Raw genomic sequence first — 16902 nt, 5'->3', positions numbered from 1 at the left:
TCCTGGCTCAGGCTGCCTTCCGGACCGGCGGCCCGGGAGGTCTTACGCCCTCGACACCAGCCGGGTCCAGACCAGCCCGGACGAGCATCACATGGGCGGAGTTCTTGTCCCTGGGGGATATGACTCCGCACGCGACGCAGGTGTAGGTACGTTCCGAAAGAGGTAGTGCGTGCTTGGTTCTCGCTCCGCACCGCGCACAGTCCATGGTGGTGTGCGCAGGGTGCACCAGCCGGATGTCCCGCTGGTGCTTGCGGCCCACCTCGATCAGGGCCGCCTTCGTCGTGCCGATGGCGGCGTCGGCCGCCTTACGCGCCATCGACGTTCTGGCCAGGAACTTCGGGCGGAAGTCCGCCACCGCCACCACGTCATGGTCACGCACAACCTTCTTCGCCCATTTGCGGGCGGTGTCCTGCCGCTGCCGGGCGATCTTCTTGTGCAGCCTGGCCGCCTGCCGCTTGGCGGTGCGGTAGCCCTTCGACTGCGGCGTGCCCTTCGGCGCACGGCGGCGGACCATCATCCGCTGGTAGCGGCCCAGCTTCGCCGCAGCCTTCCGGCCGTGTTCGGCGTGCGGAAGGTCATGGGCGTCCGAGGTGGTGGTGGCGGTCTCGCGCACCCCCCAGTCCACGCCCAGTACCAGGCCGGTTCGAGGAAGCGGCTCGACCTGGGCGGGGAGCACGAACGACGCGTACCAATGGCCGAGACTGTCCCGGTAGACACGCACGCTGGACGGGCTGGCCGGAAGCGCGCGCGACCACACCACCCTCACCACGATGCCGCCCGCCAGGTGCAGGCGCCCGTCTTTCAGGCGGAAGCCGCGCCGGGTGTAGTTCAGGGTTGGGTCGGCGACCCGCTTCCTCTTCCAGCGGGGCATACCTGCCCACCGGTGCATGGGGAGCCGGTCCTTGATGTCCTTCAGCGCCTTCGCCCGGGACCTGCCGAAGTCACGGATAACCTGCTGCTGAGGAACCGAGGAACCCTCCCTGAGCCAGGGAGTGATGCGGCGCGCCTCGGTCAGCATCTTGTCCAGCGCGGCCGGACCGCACCTCTCACCGCCCCGGTGGGCCCGCTTCGAGCGGGCGACGCACTCGTTCCACACCCACCGACACCGGCCCCACTCCGCCTCAAGCGCCACGCGAGCACCGGAAGACACACGAAGCCGGAAGGTCCACCGGGCACGCCCGATGTCCTCGCCGGTCTTCGCTTCCACCGTCACAACCGCCAATCCAAACAGGAGGTACGACAGTTGGCGTTCCTGGCCTTTTCGGCAGGAATCCGTTTCCCCCGGCCCGAAGGCCGGGACATCCTCGGAGGACCCAGGTGAACGGCCCCGTCATCCACGACGCGTACACGCTGCCGGCCGACGACAACGTCAATCCGTACGCCTTCAGCGTGGAGTTGGACGGGCAGTGGTTCCTCCAGAAGGGGAAGATGGTCGCCTACTACGGGCAGATCGGCTTCCAGGGCATCGGGCTCGGGCGGCTCGACCGGCTCGTCGCGGGCAGTTTCCACTCGCCCCTGCACGCCGCCGAGTGGGTGGTGGCGGAGGGCAAGGGCAAGATGGTGCTCGCCGACCGCGCCTTCGACGTCAACTCCTATGACCTGGACGACGGGAACCTCACCATCCGGTCGGGCAACCTGCTCGCCTTCCAGCCGTCGCTGGCGCTGAAGCAGTCGATCGTGCCGGGCTTCCTGACGCTCATCGGGACGGGGAAGTTCGTGGCGGCGTCCAACGGGCCCGTGGTCTTCATGGAGCCGCCGATCCGGGTCGATCCGCAGGCACTGGTCGGCTGGGCGGACTGCCCGACGCCCAACCACCACTACGACCACGAGTACCTGCGCGGCGTCATGGGCGGCATCCGCGCGCACACCGGCCTCGGCGGCACGTCGGGCGAGGAGCACCAGTTCGAGTTCGTGGGTGCCGGAACCGTGCTGCTCCAGTCCACGGAGGAGCTGATGGAGGAGATAGCCGTCGGCGAGACAGGGGGTACCGGTTCGTGAGCGCGACGACGCGGAGTGTAACGTCGAACAGGTGACCTCTAGCCCGATACATCCATTGGTTCGGAATTCAACTTCTATAGGTAGAATACATCCCATGGAGACCGAGAACGGCACGCGCTGGCTCAGCGATGAGGAACAGCGCGCCTGGCGCACCCACCTGGACGTCAGCCGACTGCTGACCTACCAGCTCGAACGGGACCTCCAGCCGTTCGGCCTGACCATGAACGACTACGAGATCCTGGTCAACCTCTCGGAGTCGGAAGAGCACCGGATGCGGATGAGCGACCTCGCGTCCGCGACGCTCCAGTCCAAGAGCCGCCTCTCCCATCAGATCACCCGGATGGAGAACGCCGGGCTGGTCCGCCGCGAGAACTGCGAATCCGACCGGCGCGGGCTCTACGCGGTCCTGACCGAGCACGGCTGGGACACCATGCGCAAGGTCGCACCCCACCACGTCGAATCGGTGCGCAAGCACTTCATCGACCTGCTCTCCCCGGCCGACCTGGAGGCGCTGTACGGGTCGCTGGTGCCCGTCGCCGACCATCTGCGCGCCCAGCGCGGCCGGGTCTAGAGCACAGCACACACCGCGAGGGGGCCGGACCACCCCGGGGTCGGTCCGGCCCCGGGTCAGCCCGCGAGCGGCAGCCGCGCCTCGAACAGCGCGCCGCCGCCCGGCGCCTCACCCACGGTGAGCGTGCCGCCGTGTCGCAGCACCACGTCCCGCGCGATGGCGAGGCCGAGCCCGGCCCCGCCATCGTCGCGGCTGCGGGCGTCGTCGAGCCGTACGAACCGCTCGAAGATCCGCTCCCGTTCGGACTCCGGCACCCCGGCGCCGTCGTCGGCGACCGCGACCACGCCCTCGGCGCCGTCCGCCCGCACCGACACCCGCACCGCGCCGCGCGCGTGCCGCTGCGCGTTGTCGACCAGGTTGCCCAGCACCTGGGTGAGCTGCCCGCGGGAGCCGGTGACGGCCACCGCCGCCAGATCGGTGCGCACCGGCACCCGGTCCCCGGTGCGCTGCTCCACCGTCTCCCGCACCAGCGTGTCCAGCTGCACCCTGCTGTCCGCGCGGGGGCGCTCCCCTGCGTCCAGCCGGGCCAGCAGCAGCAGATCGGCCGCCAGCCGCTGGAGCCGCACCACGTCCTCGACCGCGCCCGGCAGGTCCAGCAGTTCGGGGTGGGCCACGCCCACCTCCAGCTGGGTACGGAGCGAGGCCACCGGGGAGCGCAGCTCGTGCGAGGCGTCGGCCACGAACGCCCGCTGCCGCTCCACCGCCGCCTCCAGTGCGGTGAGGGTCTCATTGGTGGTCCGGGCCAGCCGCGCCACCTCGTCGTGCGAGTCCGGCTCGGGCACGCGCCGGGACAGGTCCGTACTCGCCGTGATCGCGGACATCTCCTGCCGGATGCCCTCCACCGGCCGCAGCGCGCGCCGCGTCACCAGCCAGGTCACCCCGGCGACCACGAGCAGCAGCAGCGGCAGCCCGATCAGCATCGCCTGCCGCACCGTGCCGACCGCGTCGCGCTCGGTGGCCAGCGGGGCGCCCGCGTAGACGGTGACCTCGTCGCCCTGCGGGCTGGTGGCCTCCACGGCCGCCCAGCGGTAGTCGGCGGTGGTGCCGTCGATCCGGGCGGAGCCGCCTGTGTACCGGACGTCGCCGTCGACCTCGCCCTCCTCGCGCTCGCCGTCCGGCGCCACGGACACGGGGCGCACCGACGGGCTCGCCGTGCCCGTCACGGCCTCCAGGTCCTCGCTGACCGCCCGCACCCGGCGCTTGTCGTCCACCACCTGCACCGGGGTGTCGTCGTCCAGGTCCAGAGCGCGGTAGCCGGTCCCCGCGGCTATCTTCGACGCCACCTCGCGGGCCTCCACCTGGGCGTGCAGCCCGGCCTGGTCCGCCAGGTTGCCCTGGAGCACCCGCAGCACCGCGAGCCCCGCGGCCACCAGCGCCACGGCCACCACCACGGTCGCGCCCAGCGCGGCCCGCGCCCGTACCGAACCGAACGCCCTACCCACGGAGCCGGTACCCCGCTCCCCGCACGGTCTCGATGAAGCCGGGCCCCAGCTTGCGGCGCAGCGCACTCACGTACACCTCGACGATGTTGGGGTCGCCGTCGTACGCGAAGTCCCACACGTGCTCCAGGATGTCCGCCTTGGAGCAGACGTCCCCGCCGTTCGTCGCCAGGTGCTCCAGCACCGAGAACTCCTTGGCGGTCAGGGACACCTCGTCCCCGTCCCGCTCCACCCGGCGCGCGCCCCGGTCCACCGCGAGCGCCCCCACCCGCAGCACGGGCGAGGCCCCGGCGCCGCGCCGCCGCAGCAGCGCCCGCACCCGGGCGACCAGCACGACGTACGAGAACGGCTTGGTCAGATAGTCGTCGGCGCCGGTGTCAAGCCCCTCCGCCTCGTCGTACTCGCCGTCCTTCGCCGTGAGCATCAGGATCGGCACCTCGTGCCCGGCCGCCCGCAGGGCGCCGCAGACGCGGTAGCCGTTCATCCCGGGCAGCATGATGTCGAGGACGATCAGGTCGTACGTGCCCTCCTGGGCCCGGTGCAGCCCTTCCCGTCCGTCGTGCACCACGTCGACCGCGAACCCCTCGGCCCGCAGCCCCTTGGCCAGCGACAGGGCGAGCCGCCGCTCGTCCTCCACAATCAGCAAACGCATGCGGCCAAGCGTCCCAGAGCCCACCTGAAGGATCCTTCAGGTGGGGCTCCCGACGCCGCTGTGACATCAGCCGCTGCCGCGGCGGGCGGCACCTCGCGGCCCCGCGCTCGTCGCTCCCCAGCTACCGCTGGGCGGTGCCCCCTGCGGCTCTCCTCACGCGGGTTGCGATGCTCCTCCAGCTACCGCTGGGAGGTGCCCCCTGACGCCGCTCGCTGATCCGGCCTGACCGACAAGACACCCCTACGCACCCGCCGCCTTTTCCGTGACCCCCGCCACCAGCTCGTCCGCCGCCGCGTACGGGTCCAGCTCGCCCGCCACGACCCGCTCCGCCAGCGCGCCCAGGCGGCGGTCGCCGTGCAGGTCGCCGATGCGGGCCCGCAGCGCGGTCACGGCGATCGTCTCGACCTCGCCCGCCGCGCGCCGCATCCGGCGCTCGGCCAGCACGCCGTGCTCCTCCATCCACGCCCGGTGCTTCTCCAAAGCCTGCACGACCTCGTCGGTGCCCTCGCCGCGCGCCGCGACGGTCTTCACGATCGGCGGCCGCCAGTCCCCCGGCGCCCGGGCCTCGCCCAGGCCCAGCATATGGTTCAGCTCGCGGGCGGTGGCGTCGGCGCCCTCCCGGTCGGCCTTGTTGACCACGTACACGTCGCCGATCTCCAGGATCCCGGCCTTGGCCGCCTGGATGCCGTCGCCCATGCCCGGGGCGAGCAGCACCATGGTCGTGTCGGCCTGGGCGGCGATCTCCACCTCGGACTGGCCGACGCCGACCGTCTCCACGATCACCACGTCGCATCCGGCCACGTCCAGCACCCGGATGGCCTGCGGGGCGGCCCAGGCGAGGCCGCCCAGATGCCCGCGGGTAGCCATGGAGCGGATGTAGACGCCGGGGTCCGAGGCGTGCTCGGACATTCGGATCCGGTCACCGAGGAGCGCGCCGCCGGAGAAGGGCGAGGAGGGGTCGACGGCGAGCACCCCGACCCGCTTCCCCGCCCTCCGGTACGCCGAGACGAGCGCGGAGGTCGACGTGGACTTGCCGACCCCCGGCGAACCGGTCACCCCGACCACGTACGCACCCTGCGCCAGCGGCGCCAGCGCGGCCATCACCTCGCGCAGCCGCGGGGAGTCGCCCTCGATCAGCGAGATGAGCCGGGCGACCGCGCGCGGCCGCCCCTGCCGGGCCTGCTCCACCAGCGTGGGCACATCAGCGTCAGCCATGGGTGCCGTGCTCCTCATCACTCGTACGGACGACCGGTTTCGGCCGCGTCATACCCGAGGGAGTTATGCCCCCGGGACGCGGACGATGAGCGCGTCGCCCTGGCCGCCCCCGCCGCACAGCGCCGCCGCGCCGACGCCGCCGCCGCGCCGCCGGAGCTCCAGCGCCAGGTGGAGCACGATGCGGGCGCCGGACATGCCGATGGGGTGGCCGAGGGCGATCGCACCGCCGTTCACGTTCACCTTTTCGGAGGAAAGACCCAGGTCCTTCATTGACTGCACGGCGACCGCGGCGAACGCCTCGTTGATCTCGATCAGGTCGAGATCGTCCACCGTCAGCCCCTCCTTGCCCAGCGCGTGCGCGATCGCGTTCGACGGCTGGGACTGGAGCGAGTTGTCGGGCCCGGCCACATTGCCGTGGGCGCCGATCTCGGCGATCCACTCCAGGCCCAGCTCCTCGGCCTTCTCCTTGCTCATGACGACGACGGCGGCCGCCCCGTCCGAGATCTGCGAGGACGATCCGGCTGTGATCGTCCCGTTCCCGTCGCCCGCGAAGGCCGGGCGCAGCTTGCCCAGGGTCTCCACGGTGGTCTCGCCGCGGATGCCCTCGTCCTTGGCGAAAACGACCGGGTCGCCCTTGCGCTGCGGGATCTCGACCGGGGTGATCTCGGCGTCGAACAGGCCGTTCTTCTGGGCGGCGGCGGCGCGCTGGTGGGAGCGGGCGGCGATCTCGTCCTGCTCCGGGCGGCCGATGCCGAGCCGGGTGTTGTGCGCTTCGGTGGACTCGCCCATGGCGACGTTCTCGAAGGCGTCGGTCAGACCGTCGTGGGCCATGGCGTCGAGCATCTGGATCGCGCCGTATTTGTGGCCGTCGCGGGAGCCCGGCAGCAGATGGGGCGCGTTGGTCATGGACTCCTGGCCGCCGGCCACCACGATGTCGAACTCCCCGGCCCGGATCAGCTGGTCGGCCAGCGCGATGGCGTCCAGTCCGGACAGGCACACCTTGTTGACGGTGAGGGCGGGGACACTCATCGGGATACCGGCCTTGACGGCCGCCTGACGTGCGGGAATCTGCCCGGCACCGGCCTGGAGCACCTGCCCCATGATCACGTACTGCACCTGGTCACCGGTGACCCCGGCCCGCTCCAGCGCGGCCTTGATCGCGAAGCCGCCCAGGTCGGCACCGGAGAACGAGCGCAGGCTGCCCAGGAGGCGGCCCATGGGGGTACGGGCTCCCGCCACAATCACAGATGTCGTACGAGTCATGGTGCGTCCTCCGCGGAGAGAAGGAAGTTAACGAGGGTTATCGTCAATGTACTGACGAGTACCCGTCCGGTCACCGCCCCATCGGTGTGATCGCGCGCACGTTGCGTAACCGGCCGTGTAGCGGTGCACTAAGCCCATGCTGACGAGAATCGACCACATCGGGATCGCCTGCTTCGACCTGGACAAGACCGTCGAGTTCTACCGTGCCACGTACGGCTTCGAGGTGTTCCACTCCGAGGTCAACGAGGAGCAGGGCGTCCGTGAGGCCATGCTGAAGATCAACGAGACCTCGGACGGCGGGGCCTCCTACCTCCAGCTGCTGGAGCCGACCCGGGAGGACTCCGCGGTCGGCAAGTGGCTGGCGAAGAACGGTGAGGGCGTCCATCACATCGCGTTCGGCACCGCCGACGTCGACGCCGACTCCGAGGCCATCCGCGACAAGGGCGTGCGGGTGCTGTACGAACAGCCCCGACGTGGGTCGATGGACTCCCGCATCACGTTCCTCCACCCCAAGGACTGCCACGGTGTGCTGACCGAACTCGTGACCGCGGCGACACCCGGTGAAGCGGACCACTGAAGCGGACCACTGACCTACCCCTTCCCCGGCCGGTAGAGTGCAGGCTCGGCCGGGGTACGGGAATCGAGAGGGATCGGGGTCCGGCCCGGGCTGAGCCGATGATCTGACACCATTTCTTCGGAAGGGCCAGCTCCGGTCCGCCCGGCACGCATCACGCCGGGTCGGGGCCGCGAGGGACCGCAAGGGACTGCCAGGAACCGCGCGGTACGGAGCCGGCCGCCACCGCGACCAGGGGACGGATGGGACCGCGCAGTGCGGGGCTACGACCGCTACGAGCCTGACGATCACCTCTCGAAGTTCGAGGCCGAGATGGAGCGGCTGAAGAACGAGCGGGAGAAGGCCGTCCAGCACGCCGACGACCTCGGCTACCAGGTCGAGGTTCTGCGCGCCAAGCTGCACGAGGTGCGGCGCGCGCTGGCGAGCCGCCCTGCCTACGACAGCGCCAACCTCGGCTACCAGGCAGAGCAGTTGCTGCGGGACGCCCAGCTCCAGGCGGAGCAGGTGCGCGCCGACGCCGAGCGCGAGCTGCGGCAGACCCGTGCCCAGACCCAGCGGCTGCTCCAGGAGCAGGCCGAGCAGCAGGCCCGGCTCGAAGCCGAGCTGCACGCCGAGGCCGTGGCCCGCCGTCAGCGTCTTGACCAGGAGCTGGCCGACCGCCGTGCCACGGTCGAGTCCCACGTCAACGAGAACGTCGCCTGGGCCGAGCAACTGCGCGCCCGCACCGAGGCGCAGGCCCGTCGGCTGCTGGACGAGTCCCGGGCCGAGGCCGAGCAGGCGCTGACCGCCGCCCGCGCCGAGGCCCAGCGCCTCGCCGACCAGGCCAGGGAGCGGCTGGGCTCCGAGGCGGAGACCGCCCGCGCCGAGGCCGAGGCGATCCTGCGCCGGGCCCGCACCGAGGCCGAGCGGCTGCTGACCAAGGCGGGCGCCCAGGCCCAGGAGGCCACCGAGCACGCCGAGCAGCTGCGCACCTCCACCACCCAGGAGTCGGACCAGGCCCGTCGGCACGCCGCCGAGCAGACCCGCGCCGCGGAGGCGCGGATGCTGGAGGCCGAGACGGCGCTGCGCGAGGCGCGCGCCGAGGCCGAGAAGGTGCTCGGCGAGGCGAAGGACGCGGCGGCCAAGCGGCTTTCGGCCACCGAATCGGACAACGAACAGCGCGCCCGCACCGCCAAGGCGGAGGTCGCCCGGCTGGTCGGCGAGGCCACCAAGGAGGCCGAGGCGATCCGCGCCGAGGCCGAGCAGATGCGGGACGACGCCCGCGCCGAGGCCGAGCGGCTGCTCTCCGAGGCCGGTGAGGACGCCCGGGCCCGGGTCGCCGAGGACTCGGCGGCGCAGCTGGCCAAGGCGGCGCGCAGCGCCGAGGAGGTGCTGTCCCGCGCCTCGGAGAAGGCGCAGGCCACCACCAAGGCGGCGGCCGAGGAAGCGGAGCGGATCCGGCGCGAGGCCGAGGCGGAGGCCGACCGGCTGCGCTCGGAGGCGCACGACACCGCCAACCAGCTCAAGGGCGCGGCGAAGGACGACACCAAGGAGTACCGCGCCAAGACCGCCGAGCTCCAGGAGGAGGCACGGCGGCTGCGCGGCGAGGCCGAGCAGCAGCGGTCGGACGCGGTCGCCGAGGGCGAGCGGATCCGGGCCGAGGCGCGCCGCGAGGCGGTCGAGCAGATCGAGGAGGCGGCCAGCACCGCCGAGGACCTGCTGACGCAGGCCAAGCAGGACGCGGAGGAGACGCGTTCGGGCGCGACCGCCGAGAGCGAGCGGGTCCGCACCGAGGCGATCGAGCGGGCCAACGCGCTGCGCCGCCAGGCCGACGAGCTGCTGAAGCGGGCCCGCGGCGAGGCCGAGGAGCTGGTGACCTCGGCCGAGGAGCAGGCCGAGCGGGTCAAGGAGGAGGCGGCCCGTACCGCCGAGGAGCTGCGCGAGGAGGCCGAGCAGGCGGCCGAGGCGCGGCGCAGCGAGGCCGAGGCCGAGCTGACCCGGCGGCACGAGGAGGCGGAGGCGCGGTTCAGCTCCGCCGAGCAGGAGCTGAACGACGCCCGGACCGAGTCCGAGCGGCTCCGCCGCGAGGCCGCCGAGGAGATCGAGCGGCAGCGCGCCGAGTCCACCGAGCGGCTGGACGCCCTGCGGCAGCAGGCCGAGGAGGAGGCCGACCGGCTGCGCGACGAGGCCGCCGCGGACGCGTCCAACGCGCGCGCCGAGGGCGAGTCCGTGGCGGTGCGCCTGCGGAGCGAGGCCGCCGCGGAGGCGGAGCGGCTGCGGAGCGAGGCGCAGGAGACCGCGGACCGGGTGCGGGCGGAGGCGGCGAGCGCCGCCGAGCGCATCGGCGCCGAGGCAGCGGAGGCCCTGGCGGCCTCCGCGGAGGAGGCGGCGCGCCGCCGCCGCGAGGCCGAGGAGCTGCTGGGCGACGCCCGCGAGGAGGCGCAGCGGGAGCGTACGGCGGCGCGCGAGCAGGGCGAGGAGCTGCTGGCCGCGGCCCGGACCCGGGTCAGCGAGGCGCAGGCCGAGGCGCAGCGGCTGGTCGAGGAGGCCGAGCAGCACGCGGCGGACCTGGTGTCGGCCGCCGAGCAGCACGCCCAGTCCGTACGGGACTCGGTCGCGGGGCTGCACGAGCAGGCCGAGTCGGAGATCACCGGGCTGCGGCAGGCGGCCGAGCACGCGGCGGAGCGCACCCGGACCGACGCCCAGGAGGAGGCCGACCGGGTCCGCGCGGACGCGTACGCGGAGCGGGAGCGCGCCTCCGTCGACGCCTCCCGGGTGCGGCGTGCCGCGCACGAGGAGGCGGAGGCCGCCAAGTCGCTCGCGGAGCGCACGGTCGCGGAGGCGATCGCCGAGGCGGAGCAGCTGGGCGCGCGCTCGCGCGACGACGCCAACCGGCGCCGCTCCGAGGCCGCGGAGCAGGCGGACCGGCTGCTCGGCGAGGCGAACCACGAGGCCGAGCGGCTGCGCGCGGAGGCCAACGAGACGCTGGACGAGGCGCGCAGGAGCGCCAACAAGACCCGCGCGGAGGCCGCCGAGCAGGCCGACACACTGGTCAGCGGCGCGACCGAGGAGGCGCAGCGGATCGTCGCCGAGGCCACCGCGCGGTCGCAGGCGCTGCGGACGGAGGCGGCGGAAGCGCGGGCGACCGCGGAGCAGGACGCGGCGCGCACCCGGGCGCAGGCCCGCAGCGACGCCAACAACATCCGCTCGGAGGCGGCGGCCCAGGCCGACCGGCTGGTCACCGAGGCGTCGAACGAGGCGGACCGGCTGCTGTCGGAGGCCGGTACGGAGGCCGAGCGGCTGCGCACCGAGGCCGCGGAGACGGTCGCTTCGGCGCAGCAGCACGCGCAGCGCACCGGCGCCGAGTCCGAGCGGGTCGCGGCCGACGCGGCGGCCGAGGCGGAGCGCATCCGCACCGAGGCGCAGAACGAGGCCGACCGGCTGGTCGACCAGGCGCGCGAGGACGCCAACAAGCGCCGCTCCGACGCGGCCGAGCAGGCGGACCGGCTGGTCACCGAGTCCGCGGCGGAGGCCGAGCGGCTCACCGCGGAGGCCCAGGAGTCCGCGCTCCAGGCGACGGCCGCGGCCGAGGAGCAGGCGGACGTCATGGTGGGCGCCGCCCGGCAGGAGGCCGAGCGGCTGGTGTCCGAGGCCACCGCGCAGGCCAATGGCCTGGTGGAGAAGGCCCGTACGGACTCCGACACGATGCTGGCCGAGGCCCGCGGCGACGCGACGTCCATCCGGGAGCGCGCCGAGGAGCTGCGGGCGACGACCGCGGCCGAGGTGGAGGAGCTGCACGAGCGGGCCCGCCGGGAGTCGGCGGAGCAGATGAAGGCGACCGGCGAGCGGGTCGACAAGCTCGTCGCGGCGGCGACCGCGCAGCTGATGAAGGCCGAGGAGAAGGCGAAGTCGCTGGTCTCGGAGGCCGAGACCGAGGCGAGCCGGGTGCGGATCCAGGCCGTGAAGAAGGCCGAGGGGCTGCTGAAGGAGGCCGAGCAGAAGCGGCTGGAGGCCGAGAAGGACGCCGAGCGCACCAAGTCCGAGGCGACGGCGGAGGCGAAGGAGATCGTCGACGAGGGCAAGCGGGAGCTGGAGCTGCTCAAGCGCCGCCGCGAGGACATCAACGCGGAAATCACCCGTGTCCAGGACGTGCTGGAAGCGTTGGAGTCTTTCGAGACCCCCGCGTCGGGCGGCGCGGGCGGCAAGGAGAACGGCGGAGTGAAGACGGCGGCGGGAGCGGGAGCGACCCGGTCGAGTGGAAAGCGGTCCGATGGGTAGGGGAACACGGTCCGACGGCTAGTCGCACAGGGCGTGTCGTGTCCGTATCATCCCGACGAGTGACAAGGTCTCCGTCTTACGTCCACTCAAAAGGCTGGACATTCTCCAGATCAAACGGACGTTGACTCGATGACACGCCGTTCGGCCCCCTAGGATTTGCTCTATCACCTCACCGGTCTCTTTCGACAGGAACCCCATGAGCGACACTTCCTCCCCCTTCGGCTTCGAGCTCGTGCGGCGTGGGTACGACCGCGGTCAGGTGGACGACCGCATTACCAAGCTCATCGCCGACCGTGACAGCGCACTGTCCCGCATCACCTCGCTCGAGAAGCGCATCGAGGAGCTGCACCTCGAAACGCAGAACGCTCAGGCCCAGATCAACGACGCGGAGCCGTCCTACGCCGGACTCGGCGCCCGGGTCGAGAAGATCCTCCGCCTCGCCGAGGAAGAGGCGAAGGACCTGCGCGAGGAGGCCCGCCGGGCCGCCGAGCAGCACCGCGAGCTGGCCGAGTCCTCCGCCCAGCAGGTCCGCAACGACGCCGAGGCGTTCGCCGCCGACCGCAAGGCCAAGGCCGAGGACGAGGGCGCGCGGATCGTCGAGAAGGCGAAGGGCGAAGCCACCACGCTGCGTCAGGAGGCGCAGAAGGACGCGCAGTCCAAGCGCGAGGAGGCGGACTCCCTCTTCGAGGAGACCCGCGCCAAGGCCGCGCAGGCCGCCGCCGACTTCGAGACGAACCTGGCCAAGCGCCGCGAGCAGTCCGAGCGCGACCTGGCCTCCCGTCAGGCCAAGGCCGAGAAGCGGCTCGCGGAGATCGAGCACCGCGCCGAGCAGCTGCGCCTGGAGGCCGAGAAGCTGCGCACCGACGCCGAGCGCCGGGCCCGCCAGACGGTGGAGACCGCCCAGCGCCAGGCCGAGGACATCGTGGCCGACGCGAACGCCAAGGCGGACCGCATCCGCAGCGAGTCCGAGCGCGAGCTGGCGGCCCTGACCAACCGCCGCGACAGCATCAACGCCCAGCTGACCAACGTCCGCGAGATGCTGGCCACGCTGACCGGCGCCGCGGTCGCCGCGGCCGGGAACCCGGGCGAGGAAGAGGCCGCCACCCGCGGCGTCCCCGCCCAGCAGACCCGGTGACGCTCGGTCATGGCTTAGGGTGTCTTGTCGATCAGGCCGGATCAGCGAGCGGCGTCAGGGGGCACCTCCCAGCGGTAGCTGGGGGAGCGGTAGCTCGCAACCCGCGTGAGGAGAGCGCAGCGGCGCTGCGCGCGACGAGCGCGGGGCCGCGAGATGCCGTGCCAGACGTCGGGAGCCCGGCATGATCGGCACGACACCCCCTCCAGCGCTCCGTGCCCCGTGCCGCCAGCAGGAGCGGCGCGGGGCACGCGCATGTCGTGCCGTGCCCCGTCCCGCTGCGCGGCCGGGCCGGGCGCGGGATGCGCTGCTCGCCGTGCGCGGCGGGTGCCGACTGACGGACGGCGCGGGTGCCCCGCACGCGGCAAGTCGTCCTGCTGCACGGCCGACGCTCGCCGGGGCGCGCCGCTCGCCTCACGCGGCCGGTGCAGCGCGTGCCGCGCGGCCGGGGCTCGCCTGGTGTCGGCGCGGGCAGCCGGTCGCGTAGCCTCGGCAGGGTGGATGACCGCAGGGTGGATGACCTCAGCCTCGCCGCACTCGGGTTCGGCGACGTGCCCGCCGAAGCGCCGCTCACCTACCCCGGGCGGCCCGTCACCACGCCCACGCTGCTCACCGGCGGCGAACTGCACCCCCTGGACCTGACGCTGCTGGAGCGGTACCGGCAGCGGCACCCCGTCATCGCGGTCGGGTCCAACGCCTCCCCCGCCCAGCTGCACCACAAGCTCAGCGGGCCCGGGCACCCCGCCACCGTGCCCATGGTTCCGGTCCTGGTGCACGGCATCGCGGTCGGCTGCTCGGCGCACATCGGCCGCTACGGGTACGTCGCCTCCGCCCCGTACGGGCACCCCGCCGCCCTCACGTCCCTCGTCGTCAGCTGGCTCGACGACGCGCAGCTCGACGCCGTGGACCGCACCGAGGTGCCCAACTACCAGCGGGTCCGGCTGCCCGGGGCGGAGTTCCCGATGGTGCTGCCGTCCGGGGAGCGGCTGGACGCGGCGTACCTGTACGTCAGCACCCACGGCGTGCTCACCGCGCCCGGCGACGGCGGGCGGCCGCTGCCGGGCGGCGGCGACCAGAGCGCGCTGCTGGCCCGGCTGCTCGCCTCCTCCGCGCGGCTGCGGGACCTCCTCGGCCCCGACCCCGCCGCCTGGGTCGGCCGGGCGGGCGCCGACGCGGCGGTGCGGACGGCGGGCACCCGGCTGTTCCACGACGAGGGCTGGGCCCGGCCACGGGGTCACGATCCGCTCTCAACCCTGCTTTCACGGGAACCGTAACCAGGCCGTTAAGCTCCTAAGACTCACGGGGGCGAGGCGCCCCGACCCATTCGCACGAGGGGCGGAGCATGATCGAGGCAGTCGGCCTGACGAAACGCTATGGCGACAAGACAGCCGTGTACAACCTGTCGTTCCAGGTGCGGCCGGGCGCCGTCACCGGCTTCCTGGGGCCCAACGGCTCCGGCAAGTCGACGACGATGCGCATGATCCTCGGGCTCGACGAACCCACCGCGGGGCACGTCACGGTCGGTGGCTACCCCTTCCGCAAGCTGCCCAACGCCCCGCGCCAGGTCGGCGCGCTCCTGGACGCCAAGGCCGTGCACGGCGGCCGCAGCGCCCGCCAGCACCTGCTGTGCCTGGCCCAGCTGTCCGGCATCCCGGCCCGCCGGGTGGACGAGGTGCTGGGCGTGGTCGGCCTCCAGAACGTCGCCCGCAAGCGCTCCAAGGGCTTCTCGCTCGGCATGGGCCAGCGCCTGGGCATCGCGGCCGCGCTGCTCGGCGACCCGCAGGTGCTGCTCTTCGACGAGCCGGTCAACGGTCTGGACCCCGAGGGCATCCTGTGGGTCCGCAACCTGATGAAGCAGCTGGCCTCCGAGGGCCGCACGGTCTTCGTCTCCAGCCACCTCATGAGCGAGATGGCGCTCACCGCCGACCAGCTGATCGTGATCGGCCGCGGGCAGCTGCTCGCGGACATGAGCGTCAAGGACTTCATCTCGTACAACTCGGCGGACTTCGCCCGGGTCCGCACCCCCGACGGCGAACCGCAGCAGCGCGAGAAGCTGACCGCCGCGCTGAGCGAGGCCGGGGGCCAGGTGCTGCCGGAGCAGGACGGCGCCCTGCGGATCACCGGGCTGCCGCTGCCGCGCATCAGCGAGCTGGCACACACGGCGGACGTCCGGCTGTGGGAGCTGTCCCCGCACCAGGCGTCGCTGGAGGAGGCGTACATGCGGATGACGCAGGGCGCCGTGGACTACCGCTCGACGGCCGACCAGCGGGCCGGGCTCCAGCAGCCGCCCGGCGCGGGCGCCCCGCAGGGCGGGGCGTACGGCTACGCGCCGGGCGCGCCGGGCGTACCGGGGCAGCAGCCCGGGCCGTACCCGCCCGGAACCGTGATGCCGGGGTACGCCGAGCCGCCCGCCCCGCCGCAGGGCGCCGCCCCGCCGCACGGTGCCCCGGCCGCTCCCCCGGTCCAGCCGCCCACCGCCCCGGCGCAGCCTCCCGCCGCCGCCCCCGCCGACCTGTCCAAGCGCGACAACGAGGACGCCCGATGACGACGCCGTACCAGCAGCAGGGCCAGGCGCCCGTCCCGCCGCAGACTCCGCCCCAGGCTCCCCAGGCACCGCAGCACGCACCGCAGCAGCCGTACGCACAGCCACCGCAGGCGCAGCCGGTGGCACCCCAGCACCAGGCGCCGCATGTGCCGCCGGGGTACGTGTCGCCGCCGCCCGGCGCGCCCGCGCAGCCGTACGCCGCCGTGGGCACCTACACCTCGCCGATCCCGATCCAGCGCACCCACCTCGGGAACGCCATCGCCTCGGAGTGGACCAAGATCAAGTCGGTGCGCTCGACGATCTGGACGCTGAGCGTCATGGCCGCGCTGGTCGTCGGGATCGGGTTCCTGACGTCGGCGAGCACCAACGACAGCGACTACACCAGCGCCCCCACCACCCTCCCCGGGTTCTTCGGCGCCCTGCTCGGCCAGCTGTGCGTCGTCACCCTCGGTGTGCTGGTGATCTCGTCCGAGTACGGCACCGGCATGATCCGCACCACCTTCACCGCCTCCCCGGCCCGCTCCCGCGTGCTGACCGCCAAGGCGCTGGTCTTCTTCACGCTCGCGTTCGTCACCACCACCCTCTCGCTCGCCCTGGTGACGTTCATCAGCTCCGGGATGCACAGCGGCCCGGAGGTCATGGATCCGACCAACGACCAGCTGATCGGCGCGACGCTCGGCGTCGGGCTCTATGTCTCCCTGCTCGGGCTGCTCTCGCTCGCCGTCGGCAGCATGCTGCGGCATTCGGCCGGTGCGATCACCACGATGCTGGGCGTGGTGCTGCTCCCGTCGATCCTCCCGGCGTTCCTGATGATGTCGCCCAGCCTGGCGGATCTGGGCGAGACGATGCAGAAGTACTCCTCGCCCTTCGCGCTGGCCGCGCTCTTCCAGATCGACGACTCGATGGGCTCCGGCTGGTCGCAGCTGGGTGTGCTGGGGGGCATCACCGCGGCGGCCCTCGTCGCGGCGTACGTCCTGCTGGAGAAGCGCGACGTTTGACGTGCTCCCCGGCCTGAAGCCCGGGGATTCCTGCCACGGTTGTGTGACCGTCTGGGTGGCTTCCTGCTCCAACGCGCTGTGCCGGGACTCTCGTCCTGGTCTTACCTGCGCTCTGCGAGGCGTTTAGCCTGTCCGCCCGTCCGGCGGCCAGGGTGTTCCCCTGACCCACGTCAGCTCCCTTTCGGGCCGAGCCAGAGGGCTCGTATCCGGTGGGTTATGCGGGGGCAGAATAGGAGTCCTGCCATGCCCCGGTTTCCC

General features: G+C 72.9%; 13 protein-coding genes. 8 read left to right on the top strand and 5 right to left on the bottom strand.

The window, feature by feature from the left end; all coding sequences use genetic code 11:
• Positions 1 to 7 precede the first annotated feature (7 nt).
• Positions 8 to 1213 (bottom strand): RNA-guided endonuclease InsQ/TnpB family protein, encoded by a 1206-nt coding sequence (locus LCH29_RS40635; RefSeq protein WP_446466710.1) that lies wholly within the window; start codon positions 1211 to 1213, stop codon positions 8 to 10.
• Positions 1214 to 1317: 104 nt separating this feature from the next.
• Here LCH29_RS40635 and LCH29_RS40630 point away from each other — a divergent pair, with 104 nt between their 5' ends.
• Complete coding sequence (locus LCH29_RS40630) at positions 1318 to 1998, top strand: AIM24 family protein (RefSeq protein ID WP_446466709.1); 681 nt, start codon at positions 1318 to 1320, stop codon at positions 1996 to 1998.
• 94 nt (positions 1999 to 2092) lie between these two features.
• Positions 2093 to 2569 (top strand): MarR family winged helix-turn-helix transcriptional regulator, encoded by a 477-nt coding sequence (locus LCH29_RS40625; RefSeq protein ID WP_446466708.1) that lies wholly within the window; start codon positions 2093 to 2095, stop codon positions 2567 to 2569.
• 56 nt (positions 2570 to 2625) lie between these two features.
• Here the strand turns inward: LCH29_RS40625 and LCH29_RS40620 are convergent, their stop codons facing one another.
• The 4 genes from LCH29_RS40620 to LCH29_RS40605 form a co-directional block, all read right to left on the bottom strand.
• On the bottom strand, positions 2626 to 4011 hold the full coding sequence (locus tag LCH29_RS40620; RefSeq protein WP_446466707.1) for a sensor histidine kinase: 1386 nt from the start codon (positions 4009 to 4011) through the stop codon (positions 2626 to 2628).
• The gene (locus LCH29_RS40615) at positions 4004 to 4660 is read right to left on the bottom strand and encodes a response regulator transcription factor (RefSeq protein ID WP_446466706.1); all 657 of its coding nucleotides are present in this window, start codon (positions 4658 to 4660) and stop codon (positions 4004 to 4006) included. The genes LCH29_RS40620 and LCH29_RS40615 overlap by 8 nt, the downstream gene beginning before the upstream one ends.
• 240 nt (positions 4661 to 4900) lie before the next feature.
• A complete protein-coding gene (gene meaB, locus LCH29_RS40610; RefSeq protein WP_446466705.1) occupies positions 4901 to 5875 on the bottom strand; it encodes a methylmalonyl Co-A mutase-associated GTPase MeaB in 975 nt (324 codons plus the stop codon).
• A gap of 63 nt (positions 5876 to 5938) precedes the next feature.
• Positions 5939 to 7120 (bottom strand): acetyl-CoA C-acetyltransferase, encoded by a 1182-nt coding sequence (locus LCH29_RS40605; RefSeq protein WP_446466731.1) that lies wholly within the window; start codon positions 7118 to 7120, stop codon positions 5939 to 5941.
• Positions 7121 to 7274: 154 nt separating this feature from the next.
• On the opposite strand from LCH29_RS40605, the gene mce reads away from it, so the two are divergent.
• The 6 genes from mce (at position 7275) to LCH29_RS40575 (ending at position 16644) form a co-directional block, all read left to right on the top strand.
• Positions 7275 to 7715 (top strand): methylmalonyl-CoA epimerase, encoded by a 441-nt coding sequence (gene mce, locus LCH29_RS40600; RefSeq protein WP_009714985.1) that lies wholly within the window; start codon positions 7275 to 7277, stop codon positions 7713 to 7715.
• Between the two features lie 252 nt (positions 7716 to 7967).
• Positions 7968 to 11969 (top strand): polarized growth protein Scy, encoded by a 4002-nt coding sequence (gene scy / locus LCH29_RS40595; protein WP_446466704.1) that lies wholly within the window; start codon positions 7968 to 7970, stop codon positions 11967 to 11969.
• Positions 11970 to 12165: 196 nt separating this feature from the next.
• Positions 12166 to 13104: a cellulose-binding protein gene (locus LCH29_RS40590; RefSeq protein WP_009714987.1), complete on the top strand. Its 939-nt coding sequence runs from the start codon at positions 12166 to 12168 to the stop codon at positions 13102 to 13104.
• Positions 13105 to 13598: 494 nt separating this feature from the next.
• Positions 13599 to 14375, top strand: a complete 777-nt coding sequence (locus tag LCH29_RS40585; RefSeq protein ID WP_446466703.1) for a hypothetical protein — start codon at positions 13599 to 13601, stop codon at positions 14373 to 14375.
• A gap of 68 nt (positions 14376 to 14443) precedes the next feature.
• Positions 14444 to 15646, top strand: a complete 1203-nt coding sequence (locus LCH29_RS40580) for an ABC transporter ATP-binding protein (protein ID WP_446466702.1) — start codon at positions 14444 to 14446, stop codon at positions 15644 to 15646.
• Positions 15643 to 16644, top strand: a complete 1002-nt coding sequence (locus tag LCH29_RS40575) for an ABC transporter permease subunit (RefSeq protein WP_446466701.1) — start codon at positions 15643 to 15645, stop codon at positions 16642 to 16644. Before LCH29_RS40580 ends, LCH29_RS40575 begins: the two co-directional genes overlap by 4 nt.
• Positions 16645 to 16902: the final 258 nt, after the last annotated feature.

Source organism: Streptomyces sp. BRA346 (assembly GCF_052851135.1).
This window is presented reverse-complemented; position numbering and strand designations above follow the sequence as displayed.